This is a genomic window from Pseudomonas sp. ef1 (assembly GCF_007293365.2).
GTDB classification, from domain to species: Bacteria; Pseudomonadota; Gammaproteobacteria; order Pseudomonadales; family Pseudomonadaceae; genus Aquipseudomonas; species Aquipseudomonas siliginis.
On the sequence record NZ_CM129815.1, the window covers coordinates 457,801 to 470,622 of the forward strand.

At 61.7% G+C, this 12,822-nt stretch carries 13 protein-coding genes; 8 read left to right on the plus strand and 5 right to left on the minus strand.

All coding sequences use genetic code 11. From position 1 onward, the window contains the following. Positions 1 to 36: 36 nt before the first annotated feature. From FEE99_RS02235 to FEE99_RS02245, 3 genes are all read left to right on the plus strand, one after another. Positions 37 to 1,377 (plus strand): M16 family metallopeptidase, encoded by a 1,341-nt coding sequence (locus FEE99_RS02235; protein WP_041476827.1) that lies wholly within the window; start codon positions 37 to 39, stop codon positions 1,375 to 1,377. Further along, complete coding sequence (locus tag FEE99_RS02240) at positions 1,374 to 2,846, plus strand: M16 family metallopeptidase (RefSeq protein WP_041476828.1); 1,473 nt, start codon at positions 1,374 to 1,376, stop codon at positions 2,844 to 2,846. Before FEE99_RS02235 ends, FEE99_RS02240 begins: the two co-directional genes overlap by 4 nt. Before the next feature lie 71 nt (positions 2,847 to 2,917). Beyond that, positions 2,918 to 3,925, plus strand: coding sequence for a hydrolase (locus tag FEE99_RS02245; RefSeq protein WP_041476829.1), 1,008 nt, complete (start codon positions 2,918 to 2,920; stop codon positions 3,923 to 3,925). 253 nt (positions 3,926 to 4,178) lie between these two features. Here FEE99_RS02245 and FEE99_RS02250 read toward each other — a convergent pair whose 3' ends face one another. After that, positions 4,179 to 5,033, minus strand: coding sequence for a sulfurtransferase (locus FEE99_RS02250; protein ID WP_041476830.1), 855 nt, complete (start codon positions 5,031 to 5,033; stop codon positions 4,179 to 4,181). 31 nt (positions 5,034 to 5,064) lie between these two features. Further along, a complete protein-coding gene (locus tag FEE99_RS02255; protein WP_016772708.1) occupies positions 5,065 to 5,736 on the minus strand; it encodes a TetR/AcrR family transcriptional regulator in 672 nt (223 codons plus the stop codon). 147 nt (positions 5,737 to 5,883) lie between these two features. Here FEE99_RS02255 and FEE99_RS02260 point away from each other — a divergent pair, with 147 nt between their 5' ends. The 5 genes from FEE99_RS02260 to FEE99_RS02280 all read left to right on the plus strand — a co-directional run bounded on the left by FEE99_RS02260 (position 5,884) and on the right by FEE99_RS02280 (position 10,622). Further along, a complete protein-coding gene (locus FEE99_RS02260; protein WP_041476831.1) occupies positions 5,884 to 7,314 on the plus strand; it encodes a coniferyl aldehyde dehydrogenase in 1,431 nt (476 codons plus the stop codon). 29 nt (positions 7,315 to 7,343) lie between these two features. Next, the gene (locus tag FEE99_RS02265) at positions 7,344 to 7,889 is read left to right on the plus strand and encodes a hypothetical protein (RefSeq protein WP_041476832.1); all 546 of its coding nucleotides are present in this window, start codon (positions 7,344 to 7,346) and stop codon (positions 7,887 to 7,889) included. Positions 7,890 to 8,020: 131 nt separating this feature from the next. Continuing rightward, positions 8,021 to 9,616, plus strand: coding sequence for a GMC family oxidoreductase (locus tag FEE99_RS02270; protein WP_041476833.1), 1,596 nt, complete (start codon positions 8,021 to 8,023; stop codon positions 9,614 to 9,616). Positions 9,617 to 9,731: 115 nt separating this feature from the next. After that, entirely contained in the window at positions 9,732 to 10,211 is a 480-nt protein-coding gene (coaD, locus tag FEE99_RS02275; RefSeq protein WP_003229157.1) for a pantetheine-phosphate adenylyltransferase, read from the plus strand. Positions 10,212 to 10,370: 159 nt separating this feature from the next. After that, positions 10,371 to 10,622 carry a YfhL family 4Fe-4S dicluster ferredoxin gene (locus tag FEE99_RS02280; RefSeq protein WP_003195146.1) on the plus strand — a complete coding sequence of 84 codons (252 nt, stop codon included), beginning with the start codon at positions 10,371 to 10,373 and terminating at the stop codon, positions 10,620 to 10,622. A 151-nt stretch (positions 10,623 to 10,773) separates the two neighbouring features. Here the strand turns inward: FEE99_RS02280 and FEE99_RS02285 are convergent, their stop codons facing one another. The 3 genes from FEE99_RS02285 to FEE99_RS02295 are packed head-to-tail and all read right to left on the minus strand — an operon-like array spanning position 10,774 to position 12,790. Further along, positions 10,774 to 11,097 (minus strand): hypothetical protein, encoded by a 324-nt coding sequence (locus FEE99_RS02285; RefSeq protein WP_041476834.1) that lies wholly within the window; start codon positions 11,095 to 11,097, stop codon positions 10,774 to 10,776. 55 nt (positions 11,098 to 11,152) lie between these two features. Then, positions 11,153 to 11,965: a bifunctional DNA-formamidopyrimidine glycosylase/DNA-(apurinic or apyrimidinic site) lyase gene (gene mutM, locus FEE99_RS02290; RefSeq protein WP_041476835.1), complete on the minus strand. Its 813-nt coding sequence runs from the start codon at positions 11,963 to 11,965 to the stop codon at positions 11,153 to 11,155. A gap of 12 nt (positions 11,966 to 11,977) precedes the next feature. After that, a complete protein-coding gene (locus tag FEE99_RS02295; RefSeq protein ID WP_164558347.1) occupies positions 11,978 to 12,790 on the minus strand; it encodes an HDOD domain-containing protein in 813 nt (270 codons plus the stop codon). Positions 12,791 to 12,822 lie beyond the last annotated feature (32 nt).

Here is a 12,822-nt window from a genome sequence, read left to right on the forward strand (position 1 = left end):
TGCCGCAATCTGCGTTAACCACTGAGGATTTCGCGTATGGATACGCTCTGCAGCCGGATGCTGCTTTTTCTTGGCCTCGCGCCGTTCATGACGCTGGCCGCCACGCCCCCGCCGACTCATCAATTCACCCTGGAAAACGGTTTGCAGGTACTGGTGCGCGAGGATCACCGTGCGCCGCTGGTCACTTCGCATTTGTGGTTCAAGGTCGGCTCGGCAGACGAGGCGCCGGGGCAAGCCGGGCTATCGCACGTTCTTGAACACATGCTCTACAAAGGCAGCCGCAAGACCTGCGCCGGTGAGGCTTCGCGTCTTTTGGAATCCCTGGGTGCCGAAGAAAATGCCTTCACCGCCGAGGACGTCACCGGCTACTACCAGACCTTGTCGCCGCGCTATCTGGGCGTGGTTTTCGAGCTGATGGCCGACCTGATGACGACTGCTGATTTGCACGTCGACGACCTGAAAACCGAACTGGCAGTCATCCGCGAAGAGCGCCAGCTGCGCATCGACGACGATGTCGACGCCGCTGTGCTGGAACATTTCACCAGCCAGGCGCATGTCGCCAACAGCTATCGCACGCCAGTCATCGGCTGGATGCACGACCTGCAGCACGTGGACGCCGAGGAACTTCGCCATTGGTATCAAAGCCGTTATGCGCCGGGCAACGCCGTACTGGTGATCGTCGGCGATGTCACGCTCGCACACGTGCAGCCGCTGGCCGAGCGCTATTTTGGCGCGCTCGCAAATCGTCCCGTGCCGCGCCTGTTACGGCCCCTGGAGCTGAAAGTGCCGGGCGAGCGCAAACTGACCTTGCAGCGCAATGTCCCAGCAGAGCGGTTGCTGATGGCTTTCAATCTGCCCGGACTGGCCACGGCCAAAGACCTGCACACCGTGCACGCCCTGCGCCTGATCAACGCGATACTCGGCGGCGCACATGGCGCGCGCCTGCAAAAGAAACTGATTTTCACCGACCGCGTTCTCAATCGTGTCGACACTCACTACGACGAACGGACGCGCGGCGACAGCCTGCTGCTGTTGACTGCCGAGCTGGCCGATCCGCCGCTGACCGATCTTGAAGGTGCGCAAGCGCGGGTGTGGGAGCAGATCGAAACGTTGCGCACCACACCACCGTCGCCGGAAGAGCTCGAGCGGGCACGCACGCAACTGATTGCGCAGCAGGTGTATGCCCGCGATTCGATTCAGGAACAGGCGCGTCAGCTGGCCAGGTTCCAGGCCATCGGCTTGCCTTGGGGAATACTCGATGAAGATGCCGCTGCATTGGCGAAAGTGACGCCGCAACAGATCCGCGAAGTGGCCGCCACGTGGCTGACCCCCGAGCGTCTCAGCGTTGCCCACGTGCGCAAGGTGGACGTCCGATGAGCAGATTCTCAAGGCGCACGGGATTGATCCTGATGTGGCTGTCGGCTGCGGCGGCTTGCGCTGATGGTCAGCCTGAACAAGCGCGGACATCGCGCCTGCAATCGCTCAGCGAAGTCCAGGCGCTGGAAATCAAGCCGCGCGCATTGCAGATCAGGGGCTGGAAAACCCTGACCGGCACCAAGGTGCTGTTCGTGCGCACGAGCGATCTGCCGATGTTCGATATTCACGTCAGCTTCGCCGCAGGCAGCGCCCGCGACGGTAGCCTGCCGGGCCTGGCTGCCACGACCTTTTCCATGCTCAATGAAGGTATCCCCGGCAAGGATTTGTCCGCCATCGTCGAAACCTTCGACGGGCTCGGCGCGCAATGGGAAATGGACATCGATCACGACCGCGCCGTGTTCTCCCTGCGCAGCCTCAGCGATCCGGCCAAGCGCCTACCGGCGATGGATCTGTTGACGCGAATATTCAGCGAGCCATCGCTCAGCGCCCAGCGCTTGCCGCCAGTGACAGACGAACTGCGCGCCGCGCTCATCGCAGAGCAAGGCGATGCCGCGGGTCTGGCCTCGCAGAGCATCAAGGCACTGCTTGCGCCGGACAGCCCCTACAGCCTTCCGGTCTATGGCACGCAATGGGGCCTCAATGCCGTGACCCGGGCCGCCGTGGAGGATTTCCATCGCCGCTATTACGCTGCCCGACATGCGCAAATCACCCTGGTCGGCGACCTCACTCTGGACCAGGCACAAGCGATCAGCCTGCAGATCAGTAATGCCCTGCCCAAGCCTCCTGACGCGCTGGTGTCTTCAGCAATAGCAACGCCCGGAAACGTCCAGTCCAGTCACCTGGAACTGAATCAACTGCAGACCCACATTGCCTTTGCCCAAATCAGCGTGCCGCGACGACATGCCGATCACCCCGCCTTGTACGCCGCCAGTCAGATTCTCGCCGGAGGCAGCAACAGTCGGTTGATGAATGAACTGCGGCACAAGCGCGGACAGGTTTATGACGTGTATGGCGCCAGCGTCAATTGGGCTGGTGGCGCCGGGTTGCTGACCGTCACCTTGCAGACCGGTAGCTCCATGAGCGACAGCACCGTCGCTTTGGTGCGCTCGATGCTCAATGATTTTCTTCGGCAAGGGCCGACCGCCCCGGAACTCGAGCACCTCAAGCGCAGGCTGGCCAACAGAAATGTGCTCACCAGCGCCAGCAACCGGCACATTCTGGCCAGACTCGTGGAGATCAACCGCTACGACTTGCCGCTCGATCTGGATTACACGATGCAACAAGTGCAGAAGCTGACGGTGGACGACATCAAACTCGCTATGAGCCGTCACTTGTCTGTTGATCGCTGGGTGTCGGTTACGGTCGGCCCCAGTGTCGAGCAACAGCCACTGCCTGGACCGGAGGTTGCGCCGATCGGTCAGGCTGAAGAGGACATGTGTCGCGCCGACCCGGGCTTTGTGGCAAGTTAGGCGCTTTCGTTGAGAAGCGACAGCCCGCCCTGTGCGCCGGTCGCTTTACGCAAGACCTGTCGAGATTTGCCGTGCAATCACCGTCCCCGCTTCCCGCCTCGCGTTTCGTTCCGGCCTTCGGCCTCGGCAATCCGCATCTGCAAACCCTGTGGGGTCCGCTGTGGCGCAAGACCGTGCACATCGAGCGCGAACGCGAACGCCTGTGGCTCGAGGACGGCGACTTCCTCGACCTCGACTGGCACGGCCCGCACAGCGCCAAGGCGCCGTTGGTACTGGTGCTGCACGGTTTGACCGGCTCTTCCAATTCGCCCTATGTGGCGGGCATTCAAAAGGCCTTGGCCGAGCAGGGCTGGGCCAGCGTCGCGCTGAACTGGCGCGGTTGTTCCGGCGAGCCGAATCTGTTGCCGCGCAGCTACCACTCCGGCGCCAGCGAAGACCTTGCCGAAGCCATCCAGCACCTGCGCGCCAAACGACCGTTGGCGCCGTTGTACGCGGTCGGCTATTCACTGGGCGGCAACGTGCTGCTCAAACATCTTGGCGAAACCGGCAGCAACAGCGGCGTGCTCGGCGCTGTGGCGGTGTCGGTGCCGTTCAGGCTCGACCAGTGCGCAGACCGGATTGGCCAGGGATTTTCGCGGGTTTATCAGGCGCATTTCATGCGCGAAATGGTCGCCTACATCAAGAACAAGCAGCGCCAGTTCCAGCATGACGGGCGCGAAGACGGGCTGGCGAAACTGGCCGCGCTCGGCTCGCTGGAAAACATGCGTACGTTCTGGGATTTCGACGGCCGGATCACCGCGCCGCTGCATGGTTTCACCGATGCCGAGGATTACTACCGCCGCGCCTCGAGCCGCTATTACCTCGGCGAAATCCGCACGCCGACGCTGATCATTCAGGCAGCGGATGATCCGTTCGTATTTCCCCACAGCCTGCCGCAAGCCGATGAGTTGTCAGCCTGCACCCAGTTCGAATTGCAGGCGCGTGGCGGTCATGTCGGCTTCGTCGACGGCTCGTTTCGCCGGCCCGGGTATTACCTGGAGCGGCGCATACCACAATGGCTGGCCGCACTCGGTCAATGAACGCCGCATATCCCTTGCAGGAGTGAGCCTGCTCGCGATGGCGGTGTGTCAGTCTGGAAATTCAATGCCTGACAGGACGCCTTCGCGAGCAGGCTCGCTCCCACAGGGATTTGTGTCGGCATGAAAATGCATGGCACAACCTGGTTCAATGTGGGAGCGATCCTGCTCGCGAAAGCGGTGAGTCAGGTGGCATTTAACTCACAGACACACCGCCATCGCGAGCAGGCTCACTCCTACAGAGAGATCGCTGGGTTTATTCGCCCGTGGCAATCCCGCGCGACGGTTCGTTGATCCACTCGCTCCACGATCCGGCATACAGCGCCCCCAGCGGATACCCAGCCAGGCACAGTGCGAACAGGTTGTGACACGCCGTCACTCCCGAGCCGCAATACGCGACCAGTTCCGACGGTGAGCGATCACCCAATTTCGCGGCAAAGCGCTGCTTGAGCTGCTCCGCCGGCAGAAAACGTCCATCACTGCCGAGGTTGTCGGTGAACGCCGCACACTGCGCGCCGGGAATATGTCCAGCCACCGGATCGATCGGTTCCACTTCGCCCTTGAAGCGCGGCAAGGCGCGGGCGTCGAGCAGGGTCAGCGTTGGCTGGCCGAGGCGTTGTTGCAGTTGCTCGGCGCTGAGCAGCAGGCTCATGTCCGGCTGACCGCTGAAGTGGCCCGGGGTCATGCTCGGCGGATCCAGGCTCAGCGGCAGGCCGGCCGCGTGCCAGGCCTTGAGCCCGCCATCGAGAATGAACACGCCGTCGCGCTTGCCCAGCCATGCCAGCAACCACCACGCCCGCGCCGCATACGCACCAGGGCCGTCGTCGTACAAAACCACATCGCTGTCGTTGCTGATCCCCCAGGCTTGCAGGCGCTCGATCAACACCGCCGGCTCGGGCAACGGATGACGTCCGGTCACGCCCTTCTCGACTTTACCGCTCAGATCCCGTTCCAGATCGGCGAAACTCGCCCCGGCAATATGCCCTTCGGCGTAGCTGCGCTGGCCGTAATCCGGATCTTCGAGGGCGAAACGACAATCGAGAATCACCAGCCCTGGCTGCTCTTTGCGAGCGTCCAAAGCTTGTGGGCTGATCAACTGCGCAATCGACATAACGGGCTCCTGGGGAATTCGGCTGAACGGTTTATTTCACGTCTTCAAGGGCCTGCGCCAGCGGCACGTAGAACTCGTCGAACAATGCGTTGACTTCATCCCGCGCCTGATCGGTGACAAACCCTGCCTCAAGCACCAGCACCTGATACACGCCACGCTTCACGGCCTGTTCGCTGAGGTGGTTGGAGTTTTCCCGGGTGGTGCACAGAAAACGCACCCACGAGGTCAGGATGATCCACGCATTGAGGGTCAGCGATTCGATCTGCACACGGTCCATTTTCAGGATGCCGGCGGCGACGAAGCCTTCGTAGATCGCTGCGCCCTGGATCACGCAGCGCTGGGAAAAGCGCCGATAGCGCGCGGCCAGTTCCGCATCGCTGTCGAGCAGATGCTCAAGGTCACGATGCAGGAAACGGTAGCGCCACATGGCCGAGAGCAGTTCCTTGAGATAGAAACGCTTGTCCTCGACGGTCGCCGGGCGACCCTGAGGCGGACGCAAAAAGCTGTCCACCAGGGCTTCGTACTCACTGAACAACACGGCGATGATCGCCTGCTTGTTGGGGAAGTGGTAGTACAGGTTGCCCGGAGAAATCTCCATGTGCGCGGCGATGTGGTTGGTGCTGACGCTGCGCTCGCCCTGCTGATTGAACAGCTCCAGGCTGTTCTGAACGATGCGCTCGCTGGTTTTTATTCGTGGGGCCATGGCTTGAGCTTTAATTCAGAGTGCGTAGACGGCGCATCTTACGACCTAACCGGAAATGGATAAAACCTTGCCGTGCACGGAAGTCGTTTGACTTTCTAGAGCTTAGACTCTAAAAAGTGCCCATTACAATAAAATCCGGAGCCCGCGATGACTGCCGACATTGCCTACCTGCAAACCCTGCAACAGCCTCTTGAAACCCTCGATCGGCAGTTCCAGGCACAACGGGCCGCGTACGCCGCCAACCCGATGCCGCCGGCCGCACAACGTCAGCAATGGCTCAAGGCTTTGCGCGATCTGCTCAGCGCTGAACGGCAGACATTGATCGACGCGATCAGCGCCGATTTCAGTCACCGCAGCGCCGACGAAACCCTGCTCGCCGAACTGATGCCGAGCCTGCACGGCATTCACTACGCCAGCCGTCATCTGAAGAACTGGATGAAGCCATCGCGGCGCAAGGTCGGCATGGCCTTCCAGCCTGCTTCGGCAAAGGTGGTTTACCAGCCGCTGGGCGTGGTCGGTGTGATCGTGCCGTGGAACTACCCGCTGTATCTGGCCGTGGGGCCGATGGTCGGCGCCCTGGCAGCGGGCAATCGGGTGATGCTCAAGCTCAGCGAATCGACCCCGGCCACCGGCCTGTTGCTCAAAGAGTTGCTCGCGCGGATCTTTCCCGAAGACCTGGTTTGTGTAGTGCTGGGCGAAGCGGATGTCGGCGTGGCGTTCTCACGCCTGCCTTTCGATCACTTGCTGTTCACCGGTTCCACCAGCGTCGGCAAACACGTCATGCGCGCTGCAGCGGAAAACCTCACGCCGGTCACCCTGGAACTGGGCGGCAAGTCGCCGGCCATCGTCTCCACAGACGTACCGCTCAAGGACGCCGCCGAACGCATCGCTTTTGGCAAAACTCTCAATGCCGGGCAGACCTGCGTCGCGCCCGACTATGTGCTGGTGCCGGAAGACCGCGTCGGCGCTTTCGTCGAGGCCTATCGTCAGGCTGTGAAAGGCTTCTACCCGACCCTGGCCGACAACGCCGACTACACCGCGATCATCAACGAACGCCAGTTGGCCCGACTGAACGGTTACGTCAGCGACGCGACCAGCAAGGGCGCGCTGCTGATCCCGCTGTTCGAACAAGGCCAGGGCCGACGCATGCCGCACAGCGTGCTGCTCAATGTCAGCGATGAGATGACCGTGATGCAGGACGAGATTTTCGGCCCGTTGCTGCCGATCGTGCCTTATCGCGATCTGGAGCAGGCATTCGCTTACATCAATCAGCGGCCTCGTCCTCTGGCTCTTTACTACTTTGGCTACGACAAACGCGAACAGCACCGCGTACTGCACGAGACCCATTCCGGCGGCGTATGCCTGAACGACACCTTGTTGCATGTCGCTCAGGACGATATGCCCTTCGGTGGCATCGGCCCCTCGGGCATGGGCCATTACCACGGCCACGAAGGTTTCCTGACCTTCAGCAAGGCCAAGGGCGTGCTGATCAAACAGCGCTTCAACGCGGCCCGGCTGATATACCCGCCCTACGGCACATCGATTCAGAAACTGATTCAGAAGCTGTTCATTCGCTAAACGTTCGTCGACGCCGGGTAATAAAAACAATGCACCCAAGCCTGACCGAAACACCTGCCCTGTCGCGCCGTGGCCTGCTGAAATTCAGCCTCGGCGCCAGCGCGTTTCTCGCCACCGCCGGCCTTGGCGCCAGCCTCACTGGCTGCTCGTCGAGCATCAGCGCCAACGGCTTTGTCGTTTTGCGCGACGGCGATCTGCTGTTCCTGCGCGCGCTGATCCCGGTGATGCTCGACGGCGCCGTTGCCACCGGGGAAATGCCCGCAGCGGTCGACGGCACGCTGAAGTCGCTGGACTACAGCCTTGATCACGTGTCGCCGGAAATGCTCAAGCTCACTCGGCAACTCTTCGATGTGCTCGGCATGGCCGTGACCCGTGGCCCGCTCACCGGCATCTGGGGCAGTTGGGAAAACGCCAGCCCTGAAGCGATGCGGCATTTCCTTGAACGCTGGGAGAACAGCTCACTGAGCTTGTTGCGCATGGGCCACAGCTCGTTGCAGCAGATGGTGATGATGGCCTGGTACACCCGCGCCGAGTCCTGGGCTCACTGCGGTTATCCCGGTCCGCCGAAGGTCTGAAACCAGGGCGCGGCCTTCGCGAGCAGGCTCGCTCCCACATTTGAAATGCATCCCCCTGTGGGAGCGAGCCTGCTCGCGAAGGGGCCTGCTGCATCACCTCAGCATCCAGAATAATAAAGAGAACCTGACCGATGCCCGTACCCGATCCCTTCCGCGAAGGCCTCGCCCGAGGCTGGAAAACCTACAACGGCGCGCAACTGAGCGACGACCTCACCCTCGAGGCCGACGTGGCGATCATCGGCAGTGGCGCCGGCGGCGGCACCACGGCGGAGATCCTCAGCGCGGCCGGCTACAAAGTCCTGCTGATCGAAGAAGGCCCGCTGAAGACCAGTTCGGATTTCAAGCTGCTCGAAGACGAGGCTTACAGCAGCCTCTACCAGGAAGGCATCGGGCGCATGAGCAAGGACGGCGCGATCACGATCCTGCAGGGCCGCGCGGTCGGCGGTACGACGCTGATCAACTGGACCTCGAGTTTCCGCACGCCCGAACACACCCTCGAACACTGGGCCAGAGAGCACAACGTCAAAGGCCATAGTCCGGCAGAGATGGCGCCGTGGTTCGAAAAAATGGAGCAGCGCCTCGGCGTCGCGCCGTGGATGGTGCCGCCCAATGCCAACAACGATGTGATCCGCAAAGGCTGCGAGCAACTCGGCTACAGCTGGCACGTAATCCCGCGCAACGTTCGCGGTTGCTGGAATCTTGGCTATTGCGGCATGGGCTGCCCGAGCAACGCCAAGCAATCGATGATGGTCACGACCATCCCGGCGACGCTGGAAAAGGGCGGCGAGCTGCTGTATCTGGCGCGGGTGGAGAAACTGCTGATCAGTGGCGACAAGGTTACCGGGCTGCATTGCGTGGCGATGGACGAACGCTGCGTCGAGCCGACCGGGCGCAGCATCACCGTCAAGGCGCGGCATTATGTGCTGGCCGGCGGCGGCATCAACAGCCCGGCGCTGTTGCTGCGCTCCGACGCGCCGGATCCGCATGAGCGCATAGGCAAGCGCACCTTTCTGCACCCGGTGAACATGTCCGCCGCGCGTTTCGCCGAGGTGGTCAATCCGTTTTACGGCGCGCCGCAGTCGATCTACTCCGACCATTTTCAATGGAAGGACGGCACCACCGGGCCGATGGCGTTCAAACTTGAAGTGCCACCGCTGCACCCGGCGCTGGCCGCCACACTGCTCGGCGGTTTCGGTCAAGAGAACGCGCAACACATGGCTGATCTGCCGCACACCCACGCGATGCTGGCGCTGCTGCGCGATGGCTTCCATCCGGACAGCAGCGGTGGCTCGGTGGAGCTGCGCGGTGATGGCTCGCCGGTGCTCGACTATCAGGTTTCGCAATACGCCTGGGACGGTTTGCGCCGGGCCTTTCACGTGATGGCCGAAATTCAGTTCGCCGGCGGCGCGCAATCGGTGATGCCGATGCACGCCGACGGTCGCTATGTGAAGACACTGGCTGAGGCGCGCTCGCTGATCGACGGATTGAGCCTGGAGCTGTACCGCACGCGACTGGGCAGTGCCCACGTGATGGGTGGTTGTGCGATGGGTGAAGATCCGAAAAGCGCGGTCGCTGACAGCCTCGGTCGCCATCATCAACTGCGCAATCTGTCGATTCACGATGGCTCGCTGTTCCCCACCAGCATCGGCGCCAACCCGCAGTTGTCGGTGTATGGCCTGACCGCGCAACTGGCGACAGCCTTGGCTGATCGGCTGAAAAATCCATGAAAAAGCAGAATATTCCTATCGTCTATAGTGCTTTCTTACCCAACAGGCGACTTGGCCGACCGGGAAGGCTGCGATACCATCCGACTCCCCAACGGACTCCCGCCAGGACGACGCGATGAACCGAGTGTTGTACCCAGGTACCTTCGACCCTATTACCAAGGGCCATGGCGATCTGGTCGAACGCGCCTCGCGCCTGTTCGATCACGTGATCATTGCGGTCGCCGCCAGCCCGAAAAAGAACCCGCTGTTCCCACTGGAACAACGGGTCGAACTGGCTCGCGAGGTCACCAAACACCTGCCGAACGTGGAAGTGGTCGGTTTCTCGACGCTGCTCGCGCATTTCGCCAAAGAGCAGAACGCCAATGTGTTCCTGCGTGGTCTGCGTGCGGTGTCGGACTTCGAATACGAATTCCAGCTGGCCAACATGAACCGCCAACTGGCACCGGATGTGGAGAGCCTGTTTCTCACGCCGTCGGAGCGTTATTCGTTCATTTCCTCGACGCTGGTGCGGGAAATTGCTGCGCTGGGCGGCGATATCAGCAAGTTCGTCCACCCGGCCGTGGCCGACGCGCTGACCCTGCGCTTCAAGAAGTAGGAACTGCCGAAGGCTCGGGCTGCGATCAGACGATCTTTGCTTTTAAAGATTGCAGTCTCGTGCCCTTGATCGCCCTCGCGTGCACTGCGAGCGCCAATGCGGCACAATTGCGCGCATTGATTTATAGCGCCCGGGCCTGCCGCCCCGGCTGGAGTTAGCATGTCCCTGATCATCACCGACGATTGCATCAACTGCGACGTCTGCGAACCCGAGTGCCCGAACGCCGCCATTTCCCAAGGCGAAGAGATCTACGTGATCGACCCGAACCTGTGCACCCAGTGCGTCGGCCACTACGACGAGCCGCAGTGCCAGCAGGTCTGCCCGGTGGATTGCATTCCACTGGACGAAGCCCATCCGGAGACTGAAGAACAGTTGATGGAGAAGTACCGCAAGATTACCGGCAAGGCCTGATCACTTCAGCCCCTGTACCGAAGCCATCGCGGGCAAGCCCGCTCCCACAGAGTCTGTGGTGAAACACAAATTTGTGTGAACACCAAAACCCCTGTGGGAGCGAGCCTGCTCGCGAATGGGCCATCAGCCACACCCCTGAAACCCGATCAGCTCACTCGCGCTGCTCGAACCCCTCCCCCGTACACCCCAGACACCGCACAAACGCTGCTTTCGCCGGGTCTACCACCAGCGCCTGACCGGCATCGCCAACACCGCCGCCGAGCGCGGTAAACGGCAACGACACCACAAACGCTCCCGCACCGATCACCGTTGCCACCACCAGCAAAGGTCGGGCAATCAGCAGGTCGCCGAGCATGGCGTAGGCCGGGGGATTCTGGATGGTGTATCGCGGGTCACCGCTGCCGTTTTCCGAGGCCTGAACGGCCAGGCTGGAACACAACAGCAGCGTGACGAAGAAGACTTGCAGGAGTTTCATGGCACGATCCTTCGGGCTGAGCAGTGAGACTTCTCACTATAGACCCAAGGATTTTTCAGGTCTGGCAGCGCGGACAAAACACGCTGGCGCGCTGGCCGAGCTTAACTTCGCGCAATCCGGTGCCGCAGACCTTGCAGTGCTGCCCTCCCCGGCCGTAGACAAACAGTTCCTGCTGGAAATAGCCGGGCTGACCGTCGCCGCCAATGAAATCGCGCAATGTCGTGCCGCCACGCTCGATGGCGGCGGCGAGGATGCGTTTGATCTCGATCGCCAGTTTCAAGTAACGCCCGCGAGAAATGCTTCCGGCTTCGCGGCGCGGGTCGATGCCGGCGGCGAACAGCGCTTCGGTCGCGTAGATATTGCCCACCCCGACCACCACCGCGTTGTCCATGATGAACGGCTTGACCGCCATCGAACGTCCGCGTGACAGCTGGAACAGGCGCTCGCCATCGAACAGATCGGTCAGCGGCTCCGGCCCGAGGCGAATCAGCAATTCGTGATTGAGCGGGTCGTTGCTCCACAGCATCGCGCCGAACCGTCGCGGATCGGTGTAGCGCAAGGCCAGACCCGATTCCAGTTCGATATCGACATGCTCGTGCTTCAACGCCGGCAACCCGGCCTCGACCAGACGCAGATTGCCCGACATGCCCAGATGGCTGATCAGCGTGCCGATCTCGGCGTTGATCAACAGGTACTTGGCGCGCCGCTCCACCAGCACGATGCGCTGCCCGGACAGGCGCACATCGAGGTCTTCGGGGATCGGCCAGCGCAGGCGCCGGTCGCGGACGATGACCCGGCTGACCCGCTGGCCTTCCAGGTGCGGGGCGATCCCGCGACGGGTGGTTTCGACTTCCGGCAGTTCAGGCATGGTGTCCTCGGATCAATGCGCGCCGAGGTCGCGAATCGTTTGTTTGAGTGTTTCGAAGTCGTAGTCCGACAGACCGACGTAATCGAGCACCAGCGGGCCGACCGCGTTCCACTCGAAATCTTCGGTCTGGTTGCCCAGCACCCGATACGAGGCGCAGATGTGCTCGGCCATTTTCAGAATCGCCAGCAAATTTTTCAGCTGGCTGTTCTTCGACGATTCGTCGCTGAAAATCGCCAGCGCGTTGTGGTGGTTGGCGATGGCGGCGCTGACATGCTCCGGCAGGCGCCAGGACTTGGCAGTGTAGTAACCGACCACGGCGTGATTGGTGTTGAACACACGGTTTTCCGTATCGACCACACGGCATTCCGGGCTGGCGCTGGCGTAGGCCTCTTCCAGCACGGTCATGTAATTGGGGAAACGCTGCAGCATCAATGGCACGCCGCAATCGTGGAACAGGCCCAACGCATAGGCTTCGTCACCGGCCTGGGTGCCGATACGCTTGGCCAGGGTCAGGCAGGTCATCGCCACGTCCTGCGCGGTGTCCCAGAAACGGTTGAGGGTGACGATGGTGTCGTCGTTCATCTCGCCCTTGATCGACTGCGCGTTGATCAGGTTGATGATCGAGCGGCTGCCCAACAGGTTCACCGCACGCTGAATCGAGGTGATCTTGTTGCTCAGGCCGTAATACGGCGAGTTGACGATTTTCAGCAACGCGCCGGACAGACCGGGATCCTGGGAGATCAGCTTGGCGATCACCTCCAGGTCCGGGTCGGGCATGTACTGCTCCATTTGCAGATCCACCATGATCTGCGGTTGCGCCGGCACACTGATGCCTTGCAGCGATTGTTGAATCTGTT

Bases quoted from the DNA above. Each gene is read 5' to 3' on its own strand.
- FEE99_RS02235 (WP_041476827.1), top strand. From the start codon at position 37: ATGGATACGCTCTGCAGCCGGATGCTGCTTTTTCTTGGCCTCGCGCCG.
- FEE99_RS02240 (WP_041476828.1), top strand. From the start codon at position 1,374: ATGAGCAGATTCTCAAGGCGCACGGGATTGATCCTGATGTGGCTGTCG.
- FEE99_RS02250 (WP_041476830.1), bottom strand. From the start codon at position 5,033: ATGTCGATTGCGCAGTTGATCAGCCCACAAGCTTTGGACGCTCGCAAA.
- FEE99_RS02255 (WP_016772708.1), bottom strand. From the start codon at position 5,736: ATGGCCCCACGAATAAAAACCAGCGAGCGCATCGTTCAGAACAGCCTG.
- FEE99_RS02260 (WP_041476831.1), top strand. From the start codon at position 5,884: ATGACTGCCGACATTGCCTACCTGCAAACCCTGCAACAGCCTCTTGAA.
- FEE99_RS02265 (WP_041476832.1), top strand. From the start codon at position 7,344: ATGCACCCAAGCCTGACCGAAACACCTGCCCTGTCGCGCCGTGGCCTG.
- FEE99_RS02270 (WP_041476833.1), top strand. From the start codon at position 8,021: ATGCCCGTACCCGATCCCTTCCGCGAAGGCCTCGCCCGAGGCTGGAAA.
- coaD (WP_003229157.1), top strand. From the start codon at position 9,732: ATGAACCGAGTGTTGTACCCAGGTACCTTCGACCCTATTACCAAGGGC.
- FEE99_RS02280 (WP_003195146.1), top strand. From the start codon at position 10,371: ATGTCCCTGATCATCACCGACGATTGCATCAACTGCGACGTCTGCGAA.
- FEE99_RS02285 (WP_041476834.1), bottom strand. From the start codon at position 11,097: ATGAAACTCCTGCAAGTCTTCTTCGTCACGCTGCTGTTGTGTTCCAGC.
- mutM (WP_041476835.1), bottom strand. From the start codon at position 11,965: ATGCCTGAACTGCCGGAAGTCGAAACCACCCGTCGCGGGATCGCCCCG.